We start from the raw sequence: 18,230 nt of genomic DNA on the forward strand, positions 1-18,230 counted from the left end.
ACCTTCAGACCGCTGGCACCTCTTGATGTCCACGATAGCAGACAACATCCAACTGGTTGGTTCGCGCATCCAGGCAGCGGTAAAAGCTGCAAAGCGCGATGAAAACAGCGTCCAACTGCTGGCGGTAAGCAAAACCAAACCCGCCCAGGCCCTGCGCGAAGGGCATGCCGCCGGCTTGCGTGACTTTGGCGAGAACTACCTGCAGGAAGCCTTGGGCAAACAGCTCGAACTGGCCGACCTGCCCTTGATCTGGCACTTCATCGGCCCCATTCAATCGAACAAGACTCGCGCCATCGCCGAGCATTTCGACTGGGTGCACTCCGTGGATCGCCTGAAAATCGCCCAACGCCTGTCCGAGCAGCGCCCGGCCGACCTGCCGCCGCTGAACATCTGCATTCAGGTCAACGTCAGCGGTGAAGCCAGCAAGTCCGGCTGCACCCCGGCCGACCTGCCGGCACTGGCCTTGGCCATCAGCGCCCTGCCGCGCCTGAAGCTGCGCGGACTGATGGCCATTCCCGAGCCAACCGAAGAGCGCGCCGAACAGGACGCCGCTTTTGCCGCCGTGCAACGTTTGCAGGAAAGCCTGAGTCTGCCGCTCGACACACTTTCGATGGGCATGAGCCACGATCTTGAGTCGGCTATCGCCCAAGGCGCCACCTGGGTTCGTATCGGTACGGCCCTGTTTGGCGCCCGAGATTATTCCCAATCCTGAACATTTCCAGATAAGGACCTGACATGAGCAACACACGCATTGCCTTTATCGGTGCCGGCAACATGGCCGCCAGCCTCATCGGCGGCCTGCGGGCCAAGGGTCTGGAAGCCACGCACATCCGCGCCAGCGATCCGGGTGAAGAAACCCGCGCCAAGGTCAGCGCCGCGCATGGCATCGAAACATTTGCCGACAACGCCCAAGCCATCGACGGCGTCGACGTCGTCGTTCTCGCGGTCAAGCCTCAGGCAATGAAAGCCGTCTGCGAAGCCATCCGCCCGAGCCTGAAACCCAATCAACTGGTGGTTTCGATTGCCGCTGGCATCACCTGCGCCAGCATGACCGCCTGGCTCGGCGAACAGCCGATTGTGCGCTGCATGCCGAACACCCCGGCGCTGTTGCGTCAGGGCGTCAGCGGTTTGTACGCCACCGACGCAGTGACCGCCGAGCAGCGTCAGCAAGCCGAAGAGCTACTGTCCGCCGTCGGCATGGCGCTGTGGCTGAACGAAGAACAACAACTGGATGCGGTCACTGCGGTGTCCGGTTCCGGCCCGGCGTATTTCTTCCTGCTGATCGAAGCGATGACCGCTGCTGGCGTCAAACTCGGCCTGCCAAAAGAAACCGCTGAACAACTGACCCTGCAAACCGCCCTGGGCGCCGCGCACATGGCCGCTTCCAGCGACGTTGATGCCGCCGAACTGCGCCGCCGCGTGACGTCGCCGGCCGGCACCACAGAAGCTGCAATCAAATCGTTCCAGGCCGGTGGTTTCGAAGCCCTGGTTGAAAAAGCACTCGGCGCCGCCGCGCACCGCTCGGCCGAAATGGCCGAACAACTGGGCAAATAAGGAGCCTTACATGATTGGATTGAACACCGCAGCGGTTTACGTGCTGCAAACCCTCGGCAGCCTGTACCTGCTGATCGTACTGCTGCGCTTCGTCCTGCAACTGGTGCGGGCGAATTTCTACAACCCGCTGTGCCAGTTCGTGGTCAAGGCCACCCAGCCATTGCTCAAGCCTCTGCGCCGAATCATCCCGAGCGTGTTCGGTCTCGACATGTCGTCGCTGGTGCTGGCGATTCTGGTGCAACTGGCGCTGATGGCGCTGACCCTGCTGCTGACTTACGGCACCACCGGCAACCCGCTGCAACTGTTCATTTGGTCGATCATTGGCGTGACCGCGCTGTTTCTGAAGATCTTCTTCTTCGCCCTGATCATCAGCGTGATCCTGTCGTGGGTCGCTCCGGGCAGCCACAACCCCGGTGCCGAACTGGTCAATCAGATCTGCGAACCGGCCCTGGCGCCGTTCCGTCGCCTCCTGCCAAGCATGGGTGGCCTGGACCTGTCGCCGATCTTCGCCTTCCTCGCGTTGAAACTGATCGACATGCTGGTGATCAACAACCTCGCGGCGATGACGATGATGCCGGAAATCCTGCGCCTGCTGATGTGAGCTGGTTTCGCTGGGACGGGGACGACCTGATCCTCGAATGTCATCTTCAACCGGCGGCCCGTAGCGATGATTTCGCCGGGCTGCATGGTGATCGTTTGAAGATCCGCCTGACCGCGCCGCCGGTCGAGGGCAAGGCCAATGCCTACCTGATGGGTTTTCTGGCCAAGGCTTTTGGGGTTTCCAAGAGCCAGGTCAGTTTGCTCAGTGGTGAGCTGAATCGGCAGAAGCGGGTGAAGATCTGCTCGCCGAAGAAGTTGCCGGATTTGCCGGGGCTCTGCCGCCCCTGATCGTTGCTTGCCGCTAACCCCAGCGGTCTTTAGACTTACGCCTCATTTCAACGAGAGCAGGGTCGATGCCAACTGCCTTCCCCCCCGATTCTGTTGGTCTGGTGACGCCGCACACGGCGCACTTCAGCGAACCTCTGGCTTTGGCCTGTGGCCGTTCGCTGGCGGCCTATGACCTGATCTACGAAACCTACGGCACGCTGAACGCGCAGGCGAGCAACGCTGTACTGATCTGCCATGCCTTGTCCGGCCATCATCATGCTGCCGGCTATCACAGCCCAGACGACCGCAAGCCCGGCTGGTGGGACAGCTGCATCGGCCCCGGCAAACCGATCGACACCCACAAGTTCTTCGTGGTCAGCCTGAACAACCTCGGCGGCTGCAACGGCTCCACCGGCCCGAGCAGCCTCAACCCGGAAACCGGCAAGCCATTTGGCGCCGATTTCCCGGTGCTGACCGTCGAAGACTGGGTACACAGCCAGGCGCGTCTGGCCGACCTGCTGGGCATCGGCCAATGGGCAGCGGTGATCGGCGGTAGCCTGGGCGGCATGCAAGCGTTGCAATGGACCATCACCTACCCCGATCGCGTACGCCATTGCCTGGCCATCGCTTCGGCCCCCAAGCTGTCGGCGCAAAACATCGCCTTCAACGAAGTGGCGCGCCAGGCGATCCTCACCGACCCGGAATTTCACGGCGGTTCGTTCCAGGAAGCGGGTGTGATCCCCAAGCGCGGGCTGATGCTGGCGCGGATGGTCGGGCACATCACCTACCTGTCCGACGACTCCATGGGCGAGAAATTCGGCCGCGGCCTGAAGAGCGAGAAGCTCAACTACGACTTCCACAGTGTCGAGTTCCAGGTCGAAAGCTATTTACGCTATCAGGGCGAAGAGTTCTCCGGACGTTTCGACGCCAACACCTATCTGCTGATGACCAAGGCGCTGGACTACTTCGATCCGGCGGCGAACTTCGACGATAACCTGGCGAAAACCTTCGAGAACGCCACGGCCAAGTTCTGCGTGATGTCGTTCACCACCGACTGGCGCTTCTCCCCGGCCCGTTCGCGGGAACTGGTGGATGCCCTGATGGCGGCGCGCAAAGACGTCAGCTACCTGGAAATCGACGCGCCACAGGGCCACGACGCCTTCCTGATTCCGATCCCCCGCTACTTGCAGGCGTTCGGCAATTACATGAACCGAATCACGCTGTGAGAAAGCCATGAGAGCTGATCTGGAAATCATCCAGGAATGGATCCCCGCTGGCAGCCGCGTCCTCGACCTCGGGTGCGGTAACGGCGAGTTGCTGAGTTGGCTGCGCGACCATAAACAGGTCACCGGTTATGGCCTGGAAAACGACGCCAACAACATCGCCGAGTGTGTGGCCAAAGGCGTCAACGTCATCGAGCAGGATCTGGACAAGGGGCTGGGCAACTTCGCCAGCAACAGCTTCGACATCGTGGTGATGACCCAGGCCCTGCAGGCGGTGCATTACCCGGACAAGATCCTCGACGAAATGCTGCGTGTCGGTCGTCAGTGCATCATTACGTTCCCGAACTTCGGCCACTGGCGCTGCCGCTGGTACCTGGCGAGCAAGGGCCGCATGCCGGTTTCCGAGTTTCTTCCTTATACCTGGTACAACACGCCGAACATCCACTTCTGCACCTTTGAAGACTTTGAAGAACTTTGTCGCGAACGTGACGCGAAGGTCATTGATCGGCTTGCCGTAGATCAACAGCACCGCCACGGGTGGGCCAGTAAGCTATGGCCTAATCTGTTAGGTGAAATTGGTATCTACCGCGTCAGCAGCCCCGTGCTGGCTGACCACAAGGTCGCGGTCTGAGCCACGACAATCCGAGGAGAACGATCATGGGCCGTTTAGCGCTGTTGTTATTCACTGCCTGCCTGAGCGCCACCGCGATGGCTGCCGATGCCATCAAGAGTGAGCGCAAGGAAGTGTTCGGTGATGTCACCGTGCATTACAACACCTTCAACTCCACCTTCCTGACGCCAGACATCGCCAAGGCTGCCGAACTGATCCGCAGCAAGAACCAGGGCGTGATCAATGTCTCGGTGATCAAGGACGGCAAACCACTGAGCGCCAGCGTCACCGGCACGGTCAAAGACCTGACCAGCCAGAGCGTGCCGCTGAATTTCAAGCAAGTCACCGAACAGGGCGCGATCTACTACATCGCCCAATACCCGGTACCTCAGCAAGAAACCCGCACCTTTGAAATCAAGGTGCAGACCGGTGACAAGATCGACACCATCAATTTCAACCAAGAACTTTTTCCCGGCGAATGATGAACCTCAAGCAACTCGTACTGGCCAGCCATAACGCCGGCAAACTCAAGGAACTCCAGGCCATGCTCGGCGAATCGGTGCAACTGCGCTCGATCGGCGAGTGGAGCACGGTTGAGCCGGAGGAAACCGGCCTGTCGTTCGTCGAGAACGCGATCCTCAAGGCGCGCAATGCTGCACGCATTTCCGGCCTGCCGGCGCTGGCCGACGATTCCGGTCTGGCGGTGGATTTCCTCGGCGGTGCGCCGGGCATCTACTCGGCGCGCTATGCCGACGGCAAGGGCGATGCGGCGAACAACGCCAAATTGCTCGACGCCCTCAAAGACGTACCTGAAGCCGAACGCGGCGCGCAATTCGTCTGCGTCCTGGCGCTCGTGCGTCACGCCGATGATCCGTTGCCGATCCTCTGCGAAGGGCTGTGGCACGGGCGCATGCTGACCGCCGCCAGCGGCGAGCACGGTTTCGGCTACGACCCGCTGTTCTGGGTGCCGGAGCGCGATTGCTCAAGCGCCGAACTGACCCCTGCCGACAAGAACCAGATCAGCCACCGCGCCCGTGCAATGGATCTGCTGCGCCAGCGTCTGGGCCTGAAATGACCGACACCCCCTCTGCGTCGTCGCTGATCATCGGCGGCGGCGCCTCTTCGCCTCGGGCACCGCTACCCACGCTGCCGCCCTTGGCGCTGTACATCCACATTCCGTGGTGTGTGCGCAAATGCCCGTATTGCGATTTCAACTCGCACACCGCCAGCCCAGTGCTGCCGGAGCAGGAATACGTCGACGCGTTGCTGGCCGATCTCGATGAGGATCTGCACGCCGTTTACGGTCGTGAGTTGAGTTCGATTTTCTTCGGTGGTGGCACTCCCAGCCTGTTCAGTGCCGACGCCCTCGGCCGTTTGCTGGAAGGCGTCGAGCAGCGCATTGCGTTCGCCGCCGACATCGAAATCACTCTGGAAGCCAATCCCGGGACGTTCGAGCAAGAGAAGTTCGTTGCGTATCGCAAGCTGGGGATCAATCGCCTGTCGATCGGCATTCAGAGCTTCCAGCAGGAAAAACTCAAGGCCTTGGGCCGCATCCACAACGGCGATGAAGCCGTGCGCGCGGCAGGCATGGCGCGGCAGGCGGGTTTCGATAACTTCAACCTCGACTTGATGCACGGCTTGCCGGATCAGTCGCTGGACGATGCCTTGAGCGATCTGCGCCAGGCCATTGAACTCAAGCCCACGCACATTTCCTGGTATCAACTGACGCTGGAACCGAACACGGTGTTCTGGAACCAGCCGCCTGTGCTGCCGGAAGACGACACGCTGTGGGACATTCAAGAAGCCGGGCAAGCGCTGCTGGCCGAACACGGTTACGCGCAATACGAAGTCTCGGCCTATGCCCTGCCCGGTCGCCCGGCGCGGCACAACCTCAATTACTGGAGTTTCGGTGACTTCATCGGCATCGGCGCCGGCGCCCACGGCAAACTCAGCCACCCGGACGGGCGCATCGTGCGCACCTGGAAGACGCGCCTGCCGAAGGACTACCTCAACCCGGCGAAAAATTTTCAGGCTGGCGAAAAGGCACTGACCAATGATGAAATGCCGTTCGAATTTCTGATGAACGCTCTGCGCCTCACTGCGGGTGTGGAATCGCGCCTGTACCCGCAGCGCACGGGGCTGTCGCTGGAAAGCCTCGCCGAAGGCCGGGCGGCGGCAGAACAAAGCGGTCTGTTGCAGGTCGAACCGTCACGCCTGGCGGCCACCGAGCGCGGACAACTGTTTCTAAACGATTTGCTGCAACAATTTCTGAACTGACTTCAGCCCAAAGGGAAAACGCATGGATTTGATACTCGACCTGCTCGCCACCGTCTCCCGCTGGAGCCGCAGCAACCTCTCGGAAATCGCCCTGGCCCTGGTGGGTTGCCTGCTGGTGCTGTTCGGCGCCGACTTCAAAGGCTGGGTCGAACAACGCCTGGGCAGCATCGCCGGCGCCCTGCGCGTGCCGCTGATGGCCCTGCTGTGCATGATCGGCAGCGGTGCCGCACTGATCTACGCCACGCCCTGGGTGATCAAGGGGTTGAGCCAGTTCAACAACTACAGCCTGGCGCCGGTACTGTTGGTGGTGCTGGTGCTGATCGGCGTAGTCGCCGACCGCCGCTGATTTTCAACACACACAAAACAACTGTGGGAGCGGGCTTGCTCGCGAAGACGTTAGATCAATCGACATTGATATCGACTGTTACGGCACCTTCGCGAGCAAGCCCGCTCCCACATTGGGTATTGCGTGATGGTTAAGCGAGTTTTTCGAACTTCAGGTCCCACACGCCATGGCCAAGACGTTCGCCGCGGCGTTCGAACTTGGTGATCGGGCGTTCGGCCGGGCGTGGCACGCACTTGCCGTCTTCAGCGAGGTTGCGATAGCCCGGGGCGACGTTCATCACTTCCAGCATGTATTCGGCGTACGGTTCCCAGTCGGTGGCCATGTGCAGAATGCCGCCGACCTTCAACTTGCTGCGTACCAGTTCAGCGAACGACGCCTGAACGATACGACGCTTGTGGTGACGGCTCTTGTGCCACGGGTCCGGGAAGAACAGCATCAGGCGATCGAGGCTGTTGTCGGCGATGCAGCGGTTGAGCACTTCGATCGCGTCGCAATCGTAGACGCGCAGGTTGGTCAGGCCCTGGGTCAGCACGCCATTGAGCAGCGCGCCGACACCCGGACGGTGAACTTCAACGCCGATGAAATCTTGCTCCGGTGCAGCCGCCGCCATTTCGAGCAGCGAGTGGCCCATGCCGAAACCGATCTCCAGCGAGCGCGGTGCCGAACGGCCGAACACTTGATCGTAATCCACCGGCGCGTCGGCCAGCGGCAGCACGTAAAGCGGCGCGCCCTGATCCAGACCGCGTTGCTGGCCTTCGGTCATGCGCCCGGCGCGCATCACGAAGCTCTTGATGCGGCGGTGTTGGCGCTCGTCGCCTTCTTCCGTCTGGATAGGCGTGTCGTTCGATTCAGTCATCAATGGCTCTTACTTGATCAGACCATCCAGCGGCGAAGAGGCGCTGGCATAGAGTTTTTTCGGCATACGGCCAGCGAGGTAGGCCAGACGGCCTGCAACGATGGCGTGTTTCATGGCTTGGGCCATCATCACCGGCTGCTGGGCGTGGGCGATGGCCGAGTTCATCAGTACGGCGTCGCAGCCCAGCTCCATGGCGATAGTGGCGTCGGAAGCGGTACCGACACCGGCATCGACCAACACAGGGATTTTCGCTTCTTCGAGGATGATCTGCAGGTTGTAAGGGTTGCAGATCCCCAGACCGGAACCAATCAGACCGGCCAGCGGCATGACCGCGATGCAGCCGATTTCCGCCAGTTGGCGGGCGATGATCGGGTCATCGCTGGTGTACACCATCACGTCGAAGCCTTCCTTGACCAGCGTTTCGGCGGCCTTGAGGGTTTCGATCACATTGGGGAACAGCGTCTTCTGGTCGGCCAGCACTTCCAGCTTCACCAGATTGTGGCCATCGAGCAGCTCGCGGGCCAGGCGGCAAGTACGCACGGCTTCTATCGCGTCGTAGCAACCGGCGGTGTTCGGCAGGAAGGTGTAGCGATCCGGCGACAGCACGTCGAGCAGGTTCGGCTCGCCTTCGATCTGCCCGAGGTTGGTACGGCGCACAGCGAAGGTGACGATCTCGGCACCCGAGGCTTCGATGGCCTGGCGGGTTTCGTCCATGTCACGGTACTTGCCGGTACCCACCAGCAAGCGCGACTGGTAAGTACGACCGGCCAGAACAAAAGGCTTGTCGCTGCGAACGATGCTCATTGGGAATCCTCTTTAGGGGTGAGGGTCTTGCAGAATTCTGTGGCCTTGCGAACCGGACGATTAGCCGCCGCCGATAGCGTGCACAACTTCGACGTTATCGCCGTCGTTGAGCGTGGTGTCGGCATGCTGGCTGCGCGGGACGATATCCAGATTGAGTTCGACTGCTACTCGACGCCCGGTCAGTTCCAGACGAGTGATCAGGGCCGCAACGGTCTCGCCGTCGGGCAGTTCAAGGGATTCGCCGTTCAACTGAATGCGCATGCGTAACGCCGCCATCATTTTTAGGGGCTGGCATTCTAGCCCGATCATGACCTAAAGGTCAGCACCAAGCGTCAAGCGGTTGGTTGCAAGCGCCAGGCGGCGAGGCCCAGGCATACCCAACCGACCAGAAACGCCAGGCCACCAAATGGGGTGATGATGCCGAGCTTGCTGATGCCGGTGGTGGTCAGCACGTACAGACTGCCGGAGAACAACACGATACCGACAGCGAACGAAACGCCAGCCCAGGTCACCAGCCGCCCCTGAATCTGCGTGGCCAGCAGCGCCACACCAAACAGCGCCAAGGTGTGCAGCAGTTGGTAGGTCACGCCCGTGTGGAAAATCGCAAGGTACTCGGGCGTCAGGCGGCTTTTCAGGCCATGAGCGGCGAACGCGCCCAAGGCTACGCCAGTAAAACCAAAGAAAGCGGCCAGCATCAGAAAGCCACGCAACATTGGGAACTCCATTCAGACTCGATCGGCAGGGTCTGTATAATGGCCCGCTCCACCGGTTCGGCCAAGCCATCTCTATGCTGCGTTCTATTTTCCGTCGTCTCACGAAGGCCCTGCTCTGGTTCGCCAGCGGCAGCGTCTTGCTGGTGCTGGTGTTTCGTTTCGTACCGCCGCCGGGTACGGCATTGATGGTCGAACGCAAGATTGAATCGTGGGTCGATGGTGAGCCGATTGACCTGCAGCGCACGTGGAAGCCGTGGAACGAAATCTCCGACGATCTCAAAGTGGCAGTCATGGCCGGTGAGGATCAGAAATTTCCCGAGCATTGGGGTTTTGACTTTGGCGCCATTCAGGCAGCGCTGGCCCATAACGAACTCGGCGGCTCGATCCGTGGCGCAAGTACCTTGAGCCAGCAAGTCTCGAAAAACCTGTTTCTGTGGTCCGGCCGCAGCTATCTGCGTAAAGGCCTGGAAGCGTGGTTTACCGCGCTGATCGAGGTGTTCTGGCCCAAGCAGCGAATTCTTGAGGTGTATCTGAACAGCGCCGAGTGGGATGACGGGGTGTTTGGCGCCGAAGCGGCGGCCCGGCATCACTTTGGTGTGAGCGCCAGGTCGCTGTCCCGCCAGCAGGCGAGTTATCTGGCAGCCGTATTGCCGAACCCACGGGTTTGGAGCGCAAGCCATCCGACCGCGTATGTCTCGCGGCGAGCGGGATGGATTCGCCAGCAGATGAGGCAACTGGGCGGGACGAGCTATCTGCTCGGGCTCAATGATTCGCGTCGGGCGCCTTGGTCCGAATGACAAAACGTCGTCTTAGCGCCCTGAAGGCCCCTGTGGGAGCCAGGCTTGCCCGCGAAGGCGTGGAGTCAGACAACATCTATGTTCAATGATCTACCGCTTTCGCTCCCACATTTGGTTTGCACTGAACCATAAAAAACGCCCCGATCATTACTGATCGGGGCGTTTTTTATTGCCTGTAGGGCGGTTACGCGGCAATCGACAACTTGAGCTTGTTCATCGCGCTCTTTTCGAGCTGACGGATACGCTCGGCCGACACATTGTACTTCTGCGCCAGGTCGTGCAGCGTGGCCTTCTCTTCTGCCAGCCAGCGCTGGTAGAGGATGTCACGGCTACGCTCGTCCAGCACTTCCAGTGCTTCGTGCAGGTTGTGGTTGGAGTTGTCACTCCAGTCGGCATCTTCCAGTTGACGCGCCGGGTCGTACCGGTGGTCTTCCAGATAGTTGGCTGGCGACTGGAAGGCGCTGTCATCGTCGGCTTCGGCAGCCGGGTCGAAGGCCATGTCATGGCCGGTCAGGCGACTTTCCATCTCTCGCACTTCCCGCGGCTCGACGCCGAGGCTTTCCGCCACACGGTGGACTTCCTCGTTGTTCAGCCACGCCAGACGTTTCTTCTGGCTGCGCAGGTTGAAGAACAGTTTGCGCTGGGCCTTGGTGGTCGCGACTTTCACAATGCGCCAGTTGCGCAGGATGAACTCGTGAATTTCCGCCTTGATCCAGTGCACAGCGAACGACACCAGGCGCACACCCATTTCCGGGTTGAAACGTTTTACGGCCTTCATCAGGCCGACGTTACCTTCCTGGATCAGGTCAGCCTGAGCCAGACCGTAGCCGGAATAGCTACGGGCAATGTGTACGACAAAACGCAGGTGGGCGAGCACCATCTGCCGAGCCGCCCCCAAATCCTGCTCATAGTAGAGACTCTCGGCCAGTTCACGCTCCTGCTCCGGCGTCAGCAATGGAATGCTGTTGACGGTGTGCACATAGGCTTCCAGGTTCGCACCCGGAACCAACGCGTACGCAGGTTGCAAAGAATTGGTCATACGAAAAAACCTCCGGCTTACATACTTGTGCCTTTCAGCACTGCGAAAAATTGACCGGGAACTCAGGTACAAGTTCCCAAAAAAACCGTAAGGCCAATCACGCGCAAAAAGATTCTACTTCGGCGCCAGCTCCCTGAGATGGCGTGCTACTGCAATCCATGCACCGATATAACCCAACAGCACCGCGCCAAGCAAGAGCGACAGACCGTCGGCAACTGGCACTCCGGCCAGTGCGAAATCACTGCCGTACAAGCCGGCCAGTCCAACCACCGCATCGTTCAGCCAGTTCAGGCCGAACGCCAATACTCCCCAGGACAACAGCCCCGCACCGAAGCCATACAGCGCGCCCATATAAAGGAAAGGACGGCGCACATAGCTGTCAGTGCCGCCGACGAGTTTAATCACTTCTATCTCGGTGCGGCGGTTTTCAATATGAAGACGAATGGTATTGCCTATCACCAAAAGTAATGCAGACACCAAAAGCACCGTCAGGCCGAAGACAAAACGATCACCGAGCTTGAGGATGGCGGCCAGACGCTCGACCCAGACTAGATCAAGTTGCGCCTGTTGTACCTTGGGCAGTTCGGAAAGTTTTTGTCTTAATGCTTCCAGCGTCGCTTTATCGACCTCGTCCGGCGTCACCAGCACTACGCCCGGGAGCGGGTTTTCGGGCAGCTCACGCAGGGCTTCGCCCAATCCCGACTGCTGCTGGAACTCTTCCAGCGCCTGGTCACGGCCAACATATTCAGCATCAGCTACACCGGGCATGGCTTTGATCTGCTCGCGCAGCGACTCGCCCTGCTCTGGGCTGGCATCGAGTTGCAGGTACAGCGAGATCTGCGCCGCACGCTGCCACGAACCGCCAAGACGCTCGACGTTGTTGAGCAACAACGACAAGCCCATCGGCAAGCTCAGCGCCACGGCCATCACCATGCAGGTGAAGAAACTGCCGATCGGCTGCTTGCCCAGACGACGCAAACTGTCGAGCAGACTGGCACGGTGGCTTTCGACCCAGGCGCGAAACAGCGTGGCGAAGTCCGGGCCGTCGTCATCGTCGTGCTTTTTCTTTTTTGGCGGTTGTGGATCGGCGGCTTTCGGGGCCACGCGCTCGGAAACCTTCGGACTGCGTGTCGCACTCATACGCCGGCCTCCCCGTCGCCGATCAATCGGCCGCGTTGCAAGGTCAGCATGCGATGACGCATGCGCGCAATCAGCGCCAGGTCGTGACTGGCGATCAGCACGCTGGTGCCCAGTCGGTTGATGTCTTCAAACACCCCCATGATCTCGGCCGCCAGACGCGGGTCGAGGTTACCGGTCGGTTCGTCCGCCAGCAGTAACGCTGGGCGGTGAACGATGGCGCGGGCGATGCCGACGCGCTGTTGCTGACCGGTGGACAGGTCGCCCGGGTACAGATCGGTTTTATCCGACAGCGCCACACGCTCCAGCGCCGAGTCGACCCGCTTGGCGATTTCGGCCTTGGACAGGCCGAGAATCTGCAGTGGCAACGCGACATTGTTGAAAACGGTGCGGTCGAACAGCAACTGGTGGTTCTGGAACACCACACCAATCTGCCGGCGCAGAAACGGAATCTGCGCGTTGCTGATGGTGCTCAGATCTTGCCCGGCCAGCAGCAGTTTGCCGCTGGTCGGACGCTCCATCGCCAGCAACAGGCGCAACAAGGTGGATTTACCCGCACCGGAATGGCCGGTGACAAACAAGAACTCGCCACGACGGACTCGAAAGCTCAGCTCATGCAAGCCGACGTGACCGTTCGGGTAGCGTTTACCGACCTGTTCGAAACGAATCATGAACGCTCCCGCTCGGCAAACAGCGCCTGGACAAAGGGTTCGGCTTCAAAGGTACGCAAATCGTCGATGCCTTCACCGACGCCAATGTAGCGGATCGGCAGACCAAACTGCTTGGCCAGGGCAAAAATCACCCCACCCTTGGCGGTGCCGTCGAGCTTGGTCAGCGCCAGGCCGGTCAGTGCGACGGTCTGGTTGAATTGCTTGGCCTGGTTGATGGCGTTCTGGCCGGTACCGGCGTCGAGCACCAGCAGCACTTCGTGCGGGGCGTCGGCGTCGAGTTTGCCAATGACGCGGCGAACCTTTTTCAGCTCTTCCATCAGGTTGTCTTTGGTGTGCAGACGACCGGCGGTATCAGCGATCAACACGTCGATACCACGGGCCTTGGCGGCCTGCACGGCGTCGAAGATCACCGAGGCCGAGTCGGCGCCGGTGTGCTGAGCGATCACCGGGATCTTGTTGCGCTCGCCCCAGACCTGCAATTGCTCCACGGCCGCGGCGCGGAAGGTGTCACCGGCGGCGAGCATGACTTTCTTGCCTTCCAGTTGCAGTTTTTTCGCCAGTTTGCCAATGGTGGTGGTTTTGCCGGCGCCGTTGACGCCCACCACCAGAATCACGAACGGCTTGTTCTGCGAAACGATTTTCAAGGGTTGCTCAACTGGCTTGAGCATAGCGGCCAGTTCAGCCTGCAAGGATTTGTACAGTGCGTCAGCGTCAGCCAGCTCTTTACGGGCGACCTTCTGGGTCAGGCGTTGAATGATCTGCGTGGTGGCTTCGACACCAACGTCGGCCGTCAGCAGACGGGTTTCGAGGTCGTCGAGCAGCTCGTCATCGATGGTCTTCCTGCCGAGAAACAGGCTGGCCATGCCCTCGCCGATGCTGGCGCTGGTCTTCGACAAGCCTTGTTTGAGACGGGCGAAGAAGCCGGCTTTGGTTTCTTCGGTGCGCGGGGCTTCGGCCGACACTGGCGCGGGCGCAGCGTCCGCCGCAACGATTGGCGCGGCAACACCTGGCGCGGGTTTTGGCTCTGGTTGCTGGACGACTGGAGCAACTGGCTCAACAACCACGGGCGCAACAGGCTCAGGAACAACCGGCGCAGGCTCGACAACCGGCTCAACCACAGGCGCCGGAGCCACCTCGGCAACGAACGCGGCTGGCGCTGGAATGGGCGGCGTGACGTGAGGGGCGGCTTCTTCCACCAGCGCCACCGGCTCTTCGGCCACTGGCAAGGTGAGCCACGGCTCTGCAACCGGGGTCAGCGGCAACTCGGCAACCACCTCCGGCGCCGGCTCTGGCTCGGCCGCCGGTTGTAACACTGGCTCGGCAATCGGCAGAATGGTCGGCGCCGGCTCTTCTTCTATTACAGGAGCGGGTGCGTTGACCGGTTCAGGAATCGCGGGCGGCTGTTCGACGACGGGTTCCTGCGGTTTTTTACGCAGCCATCCGAACAGGCTTTTCTTCTCGCCAGCCGCAGCTGGGGTCTTCTTGTCGTCGTTGGAACCAAACATGGAGGACGGCTATCTCACAGTAGCGACGCGCCATAAGGGCGCCCCGGCAAATAAATATTCGATGCAGAACAGACTGTGTTTCACCCAGCTTGTTCACGCGCAACATTTTGTCGAGGCACCAGCGGCACCCCAAAGAATCGTATTAACGAAGGACTAAACCGGCAAAATCGGCGAAAAAGCGTAGTTTAGTCGATACACCGCAGCTTTCTGCCGCAAACCCATGCAGCCGGATCAGGCCTGAAAACCTGATAGGCGTGGTCGCCGGTAAAACGGATCAGTATCCTAGCACCTCCTCGCCCGCCTAGGCTAAGACCAAGCGGGCAGCCCAACAGGTTAAAAAACGAATGAATGCTCTAGCCCGCCGCGCTGCTGGCCTGCTGCTCAGCACAGTCTGCCTGCCTCTTTCGGCCCTGGCGGCCGACCCGCAACCGACCCACGAATTCACCCTCGACAACGGCCTCAAGGTCGTCGTTCGCGAAGACCATCGCGCGCCAGTAGTGGTCTCGCAGGTCTGGTACAAGGTCGGTTCCAGCTACGAAACCCCGGGCCAGACCGGTCTGTCCCACGCCCTTGAGCACATGATGTTCAAGGGCAGTGAGAAAGTCGGCCCCGGCGAAGCCTCGCTGATCCTGCGCGACCTCGGCGCCGAAGAGAACGCGTTCACCAGCGACGACTTCACCGCTTATTACCAAGTGCTGGCCCGCGATCGTCTGGGCGTCGCCTTTGAGCTGGAAGCTGACCGCATGGCCAACTTGCGCCTGCCGGCCGACGAGTTCGCCAAGGAAATCGAAGTCATCAAGGAGGAGCGCCGCCTGCGCACCGATGACAAGCCGATGTCCAAGGCTTACGAGCGCTACAAGGCGATGGCTTACCCGGCCAGCGGTTATCACACGCCGACCATCGGCTGGATGGCTGATCTGGACCGGATGAAGGTCGAAGAGCTGCGTCACTGGTATCAATCCTGGTACGTGCCGAACAACGCCACGCTGGTGGTGGTCGGTGACGTCACCCCTGACGAAGTGAAAACCCTCGCCCAGCGCTACTTCGGGCCAATCGCCAGGCGCGACGTGCCACCGGCGAAAAAACCGCTGGAACTGGCAGAACCCGGCGAACGCCAGATCACCCTGCATGTGCAGACCCAACTGCCTAGCCTGATGCTCGGCTTCAACGTGCCAAGCATCGCCACGACTGAAGACAAACGCTCGGTCAATGCCCTGCGCCTGATCTCGGCGCTGCTTGACGGCGGTTACAGTGGGCGCATTCCAACGCAACTGGAGCGTGGCGAAGAATTGGTGTCCGGCGGGTCGTCGAGCTACGACGCCTACACCCGTGGCGACAGCCTGTTCACCCTGTCGGCCACGCCGAACACCCAGAAGAAAAAAACCATCGCCCAAGCCGAGGCCGGTCTCTGGAAACTGCTGGAACAACTGAAAACCACCGCGCCGACCGTCGAAGAACTGGAACGCGTACGTGCGCAAGTGATTGCCGGTCTGGTCTACGAGCGGGATTCGATCACCAGCCAGGCCACCGCCATCGGCCAGCTTGAGACGGTCGGTCTGTCGTGGAAACTGATGGACACTGAACTCGCCGACCTGGAAAGCGTGACCCCGCAAGACATCCAGAACGCCGCCAAGCTGTATTTCACCCGCGAACGTCTCAGCGTCGCCCACGTCCTGCCTCTGGAGACGACTCATGAGTGAGCGTAAACCCCCACGCCTGTTGCTCGGTCTGATCGCCATCGCGGTAATCGGCTCTGCGGCGTTTGTCCTGACGCCCGGCGCTAAAACCGACGCCAGCGAAGCGCTGGACAAGGCCAGGACCAGCCAAAAGCTGCAATCGCTGACCGAACTCGACGGCAAAGCCCCGGCCAGCCGCAAACTCGACGTGCAAACCTGGAACACTGCCGAAGGTGCCAAGGTTCTGTTCGTCGAGGCGCATGAACTGCCGATGTTCGACATGCGCCTGATCTTCGCCGCTGGCAGCAGCCAGGACGGCAACACACCGGGTTTGGCGGTGCTGACCAACGCCATGCTCAACGAAGGTGTCGCCGGCAAGGACGTCGGCGCCATTGCGCAAGGCTTTGAAGGGCTGGGGGCTGATTTCGGCAACGGCGCCTTCAAGGACATGGCGCTGGCCTCGCTGCGCAGCCTGAGTGCTGCCGACAAGCGCGAGCCGGCCCTGAAGCTGTTCTCGCAAGTGGTGGGCAAGCCGACCTTCCCTGCCGACTCGTTCGCGCGCATCAAAAACCAGATGCTGGCCGGTTTCGAGTACCAGAAACAGAACCCCGGCAAACTCGCCAGCCTGGAACTGATGAAGCGTCTATACGGCGATCACCCGTACGCTCATTCGAGCGACGGCAATGCGCAGAGCGTCCCGCAGATCACCCTCGCGCAATTGCGTGAATTCCATGCCAAGGCCTACGCCGCTGGCAACGTGGTGATCGCGCTGGTCGGGGACTTGTCCCGCGCTGACGCCGAGGCCATTGCCAATCAGGTTAGCGCCGCCCTGCCCAAAGGCCCGGCGCTGGCGAAAATCGCTCAGCCGCAGGAACCGAAGGCCAGCATCAGCCACATCGAGTTCCCGTCCAAACAAACCAACCTGATGCTCGCGCAACTGGGCATCGACCGTGACGATCCGGACTACGCGGCGCTGTCGATGGGCAATCAGATCCTCGGTGGGGGTGGTTTCGGTACTCGATTGATGAGTGAAGTCCGCGAGAAACGTGGCCTGACTTATGGCGTCTACTCGGGTTTCAGCCCGATGCAGGCCCGTGGCCCGTTCATGATCAACCTGCAGACCCGCGCAGAAATGAGCGAGGGCACCCTGAAACTGGTGCAGGACGTCCTCGCCGACTATCTGAAAACCGGCCCGACCCAGAAAGAGCTCGACGACGCCAAACGCGAACTGGCCGGCAGCTTCCCGCTGTCTACCGCGAGCAATGCCGATATCGTCGGCCAACTTGGCGCGATGGGCTTCTATAATCTGCCGCTGAGCTATCTGGACGACTTCATGCGTCAGTCGCAGAGCCTGACGGTGGAGCAAGTGCGCGACGCCCTGAACAAACACCTGAGCACGGATAAAATGGTCATCGTCACCGCTGGCCCGACCGTGCCGCAAAAGCCGTTACCGGCCCCTTCTGATAAACCTGCCGAGCAACCGCTCGGGGTTCCGGAGCATTAATGGCGACTCGAGCACCTAAAAAACCCGCCCACAACGTCCACAACGGCGTGAACCAGCTACGCATCATTGGCGGCCAGTGGCGCAGCCGCAAGCTGAGCTTTCCCGACGCGCCAGGCCTGCGCCCGACGCCGGATCGCGTGCGTGAAACGCTGTTCAACTGGCTGGCGCCCTATGTGGAGGGGGCCAAGGTCCTCGACCCGTTCGCCGGCAGTGGTGCGCTGTTTCTCGAAGCCCTGTCCCGTGGCGCCGCCATGGGGCAGGCGCTGGATGCGAGCAATATCGCGGTATCCAGCCTCAAGGAACACCTCGGCACCCTGCGCTGCACCAACGGACAGGTGCAGACGGCCGACGCCCTGCGTTATCTGGAAACCCAGACCGCCAGCGCTTTCGACCTGGTATTCCTCGACCCGCCGTTCAATCAGAACCTGCTGCCCGCCGTCTGCACGCTGCTGGAAGAGCGTCAGTGGCTGGCCGACGACGCCTGGGTGTACACCGAAAGCGAAACGGCGCCGTCGACCCTCGGCCTGCCGGCCAACTGGCGTCTGCACCGCGAGCAGAAATCCGGCCGTGTCTATTACGCGCTGTGGCAACGCAGCGCCTGATCACAAGCAACATGCGTTAGCTGATCTGCGATAAATAGATACCGCACAG

22 protein-coding genes are annotated in these 18,230 nt (G+C 60.9%); 14 read left to right on the top strand and 8 right to left on the bottom strand.

Annotated features, from left to right (window positions below):
- Nucleotides 1–25: 25 nt before the first annotated feature.
- From AACY02_RS00830 to AACY02_RS00875, 10 genes are all read left to right on the top strand, one after another.
- Entirely contained in the window at nt 26–712 is a 687-nt protein-coding gene (locus AACY02_RS00830) for a YggS family pyridoxal phosphate-dependent enzyme (protein WP_339430349.1), read from the top strand.
- Nucleotides 713–735: 23 nt separating this feature from the next.
- Nucleotides 736–1,554: a pyrroline-5-carboxylate reductase gene (proC, locus tag AACY02_RS00835; RefSeq protein WP_339430350.1), complete on the top strand. Its 819-nt coding sequence runs from the start codon at nt 736–738 to the stop codon at nt 1,552–1,554.
- Nucleotides 1,555–1,564: 10 nt separating this feature from the next.
- Nucleotides 1,565–2,155, top strand: coding sequence for a YggT family protein (locus tag AACY02_RS00840; RefSeq protein WP_339430351.1), 591 nt, complete (start codon nt 1,565–1,567; stop codon nt 2,153–2,155).
- A complete protein-coding gene (locus AACY02_RS00845; protein ID WP_169432301.1) occupies nt 2,152–2,442 on the top strand; it encodes a DUF167 domain-containing protein in 291 nt (96 codons plus the stop codon). The genes AACY02_RS00840 and AACY02_RS00845 overlap by 4 nt, the downstream gene beginning before the upstream one ends.
- 65 nt (nt 2,443–2,507) lie before the next feature.
- Entirely contained in the window at nt 2,508–3,647 is a 1,140-nt protein-coding gene (metX, locus tag AACY02_RS00850; RefSeq protein WP_339430352.1) for a homoserine O-succinyltransferase MetX, read from the top strand.
- Nucleotides 3,648–3,654: 7 nt separating this feature from the next.
- Nucleotides 3,655–4,275, top strand: coding sequence for a methionine biosynthesis protein MetW (metW, locus tag AACY02_RS00855; RefSeq protein ID WP_339430353.1), 621 nt, complete (start codon nt 3,655–3,657; stop codon nt 4,273–4,275).
- Nucleotides 4,276–4,301: 26 nt separating this feature from the next.
- Nucleotides 4,302–4,736: a DUF4426 domain-containing protein gene (locus AACY02_RS00860; protein WP_221732391.1), complete on the top strand. Its 435-nt coding sequence runs from the start codon at nt 4,302–4,304 to the stop codon at nt 4,734–4,736.
- Nucleotides 4,733–5,329 carry an RdgB/HAM1 family non-canonical purine NTP pyrophosphatase gene (gene rdgB, locus AACY02_RS00865; RefSeq protein ID WP_339430354.1) on the top strand — a complete coding sequence of 199 codons (597 nt, stop codon included), beginning with the start codon at nt 4,733–4,735 and terminating at the stop codon, nt 5,327–5,329. Before AACY02_RS00860 ends, rdgB begins: the two co-directional genes overlap by 4 nt.
- Nucleotides 5,326–6,531: a radical SAM family heme chaperone HemW gene (gene hemW / locus AACY02_RS00870; RefSeq protein WP_339430355.1), complete on the top strand. Its 1,206-nt coding sequence runs from the start codon at nt 5,326–5,328 to the stop codon at nt 6,529–6,531. The genes rdgB and hemW overlap by 4 nt, the downstream gene beginning before the upstream one ends.
- A gap of 22 nt (nt 6,532–6,553) precedes the next feature.
- The gene (locus AACY02_RS00875) at nt 6,554–6,877 is read left to right on the top strand and encodes a DUF3392 domain-containing protein (RefSeq protein ID WP_095186985.1); all 324 of its coding nucleotides are present in this window, start codon (nt 6,554–6,556) and stop codon (nt 6,875–6,877) included.
- A gap of 130 nt (nt 6,878–7,007) precedes the next feature.
- Here the strand turns inward: AACY02_RS00875 and trmB are convergent, their stop codons facing one another.
- The 4 genes from trmB to AACY02_RS00895 form a co-directional block, all read right to left on the bottom strand.
- A complete protein-coding gene (trmB, locus tag AACY02_RS00880) occupies nt 7,008–7,733 on the bottom strand; it encodes a tRNA (guanosine(46)-N7)-methyltransferase TrmB (protein WP_007913622.1) in 726 nt (241 codons plus the stop codon).
- 9 nt (nt 7,734–7,742) lie between these two features.
- On the bottom strand, nt 7,743–8,537 hold the full coding sequence (locus AACY02_RS00885) for a thiazole synthase (RefSeq protein WP_339430356.1): 795 nt from the start codon (nt 8,535–8,537) through the stop codon (nt 7,743–7,745).
- Between the two features lie 60 nt (nt 8,538–8,597).
- The gene (thiS, locus tag AACY02_RS00890; RefSeq protein ID WP_122604433.1) at nt 8,598–8,798 is read right to left on the bottom strand and encodes a sulfur carrier protein ThiS; all 201 of its coding nucleotides are present in this window, start codon (nt 8,796–8,798) and stop codon (nt 8,598–8,600) included.
- Nucleotides 8,799–8,869: 71 nt separating this feature from the next.
- Nucleotides 8,870–9,250 (bottom strand): DUF423 domain-containing protein, encoded by a 381-nt coding sequence (locus tag AACY02_RS00895; RefSeq protein WP_339430357.1) that lies wholly within the window; start codon nt 9,248–9,250, stop codon nt 8,870–8,872.
- A 74-nt stretch (nt 9,251–9,324) separates the two neighbouring features.
- Between AACY02_RS00895 and mtgA the strand changes: the two genes are divergently transcribed.
- On the top strand, nt 9,325–10,047 hold the full coding sequence (mtgA, locus tag AACY02_RS00900; protein ID WP_339430358.1) for a monofunctional biosynthetic peptidoglycan transglycosylase: 723 nt from the start codon (nt 9,325–9,327) through the stop codon (nt 10,045–10,047).
- Nucleotides 10,048–10,231: 184 nt separating this feature from the next.
- On the opposite strand, the gene rpoH is transcribed toward mtgA, so the two are convergent.
- The 4 genes from rpoH to ftsY all read right to left on the bottom strand — a co-directional run bounded on the left by rpoH (nt 10,232) and on the right by ftsY (nt 14,399).
- Nucleotides 10,232–11,086 carry an RNA polymerase sigma factor RpoH gene (gene rpoH / locus AACY02_RS00905; RefSeq protein ID WP_003229146.1) on the bottom strand — a complete coding sequence of 285 codons (855 nt, stop codon included), beginning with the start codon at nt 11,084–11,086 and terminating at the stop codon, nt 10,232–10,234.
- Nucleotides 11,087–11,200: 114 nt separating this feature from the next.
- Nucleotides 11,201–12,226 (bottom strand): permease-like cell division protein FtsX, encoded by a 1,026-nt coding sequence (gene ftsX, locus AACY02_RS00910; protein WP_221732397.1) that lies wholly within the window; start codon nt 12,224–12,226, stop codon nt 11,201–11,203.
- Nucleotides 12,223–12,894 carry a cell division ATP-binding protein FtsE gene (ftsE, locus tag AACY02_RS00915; RefSeq protein ID WP_003229148.1) on the bottom strand — a complete coding sequence of 224 codons (672 nt, stop codon included), beginning with the start codon at nt 12,892–12,894 and terminating at the stop codon, nt 12,223–12,225. Before ftsE ends, ftsX begins: the two co-directional genes overlap by 4 nt.
- On the bottom strand, nt 12,891–14,399 hold the full coding sequence (gene ftsY / locus AACY02_RS00920) for a signal recognition particle-docking protein FtsY (protein ID WP_339430359.1): 1,509 nt from the start codon (nt 14,397–14,399) through the stop codon (nt 12,891–12,893). Before ftsY ends, ftsE begins: the two co-directional genes overlap by 4 nt.
- A 344-nt stretch (nt 14,400–14,743) precedes the next feature.
- On the opposite strand from ftsY, the gene AACY02_RS00925 reads away from it, so the two are divergent.
- Genes AACY02_RS00925 through rsmD form a run of 3 tightly spaced genes read left to right on the top strand, consistent with a single transcriptional unit; the run spans nt 14,744 to nt 18,181 of the window.
- Nucleotides 14,744–16,099, top strand: coding sequence for a M16 family metallopeptidase (locus AACY02_RS00925; protein WP_339430360.1), 1,356 nt, complete (start codon nt 14,744–14,746; stop codon nt 16,097–16,099).
- Nucleotides 16,092–17,579 (top strand): M16 family metallopeptidase, encoded by a 1,488-nt coding sequence (locus AACY02_RS00930; protein ID WP_339430361.1) that lies wholly within the window; start codon nt 16,092–16,094, stop codon nt 17,577–17,579. Before AACY02_RS00925 ends, AACY02_RS00930 begins: the two co-directional genes overlap by 8 nt.
- On the top strand, nt 17,579–18,181 hold the full coding sequence (rsmD, locus tag AACY02_RS00935) for a 16S rRNA (guanine(966)-N(2))-methyltransferase RsmD (protein WP_221732401.1): 603 nt from the start codon (nt 17,579–17,581) through the stop codon (nt 18,179–18,181). Before AACY02_RS00930 ends, rsmD begins: the two co-directional genes overlap by 1 nt.
- The last annotated feature ends 49 nt before the right edge of the window (nt 18,182–18,230 follow it).

Source organism: Pseudomonas sp. EA_65y_Pfl2_P78 (assembly GCF_963970495.1).
Lineage (GTDB): Bacteria > Pseudomonadota > Gammaproteobacteria > Pseudomonadales > Pseudomonadaceae > Aquipseudomonas > Aquipseudomonas baetica_A.

Bases quoted from the DNA above. Each gene is read 5' to 3' on its own strand.
- AACY02_RS00830 (WP_339430349.1), top strand. From the start codon at position 26: ATGTCCACGATAGCAGACAACATCCAACTGGTTGGTTCGCGCATCCAG.
- proC (WP_339430350.1), top strand. From the start codon at position 736: ATGAGCAACACACGCATTGCCTTTATCGGTGCCGGCAACATGGCCGCC.
- AACY02_RS00840 (WP_339430351.1), top strand. From the start codon at position 1,565: ATGATTGGATTGAACACCGCAGCGGTTTACGTGCTGCAAACCCTCGGC.
- metX (WP_339430352.1), top strand. From the start codon at position 2,508: ATGCCAACTGCCTTCCCCCCCGATTCTGTTGGTCTGGTGACGCCGCAC.
- metW (WP_339430353.1), top strand. From the start codon at position 3,655: ATGAGAGCTGATCTGGAAATCATCCAGGAATGGATCCCCGCTGGCAGC.
- AACY02_RS00860 (WP_221732391.1), top strand. From the start codon at position 4,302: ATGGGCCGTTTAGCGCTGTTGTTATTCACTGCCTGCCTGAGCGCCACC.
- rdgB (WP_339430354.1), top strand. From the start codon at position 4,733: ATGATGAACCTCAAGCAACTCGTACTGGCCAGCCATAACGCCGGCAAA.
- hemW (WP_339430355.1), top strand. From the start codon at position 5,326: ATGACCGACACCCCCTCTGCGTCGTCGCTGATCATCGGCGGCGGCGCC.
- AACY02_RS00875 (WP_095186985.1), top strand. From the start codon at position 6,554: ATGGATTTGATACTCGACCTGCTCGCCACCGTCTCCCGCTGGAGCCGC.
- trmB (WP_007913622.1), bottom strand. From the start codon at position 7,733: ATGACTGAATCGAACGACACGCCTATCCAGACGGAAGAAGGCGACGAG.
- AACY02_RS00885 (WP_339430356.1), bottom strand. From the start codon at position 8,537: ATGAGCATCGTTCGCAGCGACAAGCCTTTTGTTCTGGCCGGTCGTACT.
- thiS (WP_122604433.1), bottom strand. From the start codon at position 8,798: ATGCGCATTCAGTTGAACGGCGAATCCCTTGAACTGCCCGACGGCGAG.
- AACY02_RS00895 (WP_339430357.1), bottom strand. From the start codon at position 9,250: ATGTTGCGTGGCTTTCTGATGCTGGCCGCTTTCTTTGGTTTTACTGGC.
- mtgA (WP_339430358.1), top strand. From the start codon at position 9,325: ATGCTGCGTTCTATTTTCCGTCGTCTCACGAAGGCCCTGCTCTGGTTC.
- rpoH (WP_003229146.1), bottom strand. From the start codon at position 11,086: ATGACCAATTCTTTGCAACCTGCGTACGCGTTGGTTCCGGGTGCGAAC.
- ftsX (WP_221732397.1), bottom strand. From the start codon at position 12,226: ATGAGTGCGACACGCAGTCCGAAGGTTTCCGAGCGCGTGGCCCCGAAA.
- ftsE (WP_003229148.1), bottom strand. From the start codon at position 12,894: ATGATTCGTTTCGAACAGGTCGGTAAACGCTACCCGAACGGTCACGTC.
- ftsY (WP_339430359.1), bottom strand. From the start codon at position 14,399: ATGTTTGGTTCCAACGACGACAAGAAGACCCCAGCTGCGGCTGGCGAG.
- AACY02_RS00925 (WP_339430360.1), top strand. From the start codon at position 14,744: ATGAATGCTCTAGCCCGCCGCGCTGCTGGCCTGCTGCTCAGCACAGTC.
- AACY02_RS00930 (WP_339430361.1), top strand. From the start codon at position 16,092: ATGAGTGAGCGTAAACCCCCACGCCTGTTGCTCGGTCTGATCGCCATC.
- rsmD (WP_221732401.1), top strand. From the start codon at position 17,579: ATGGCGACTCGAGCACCTAAAAAACCCGCCCACAACGTCCACAACGGC.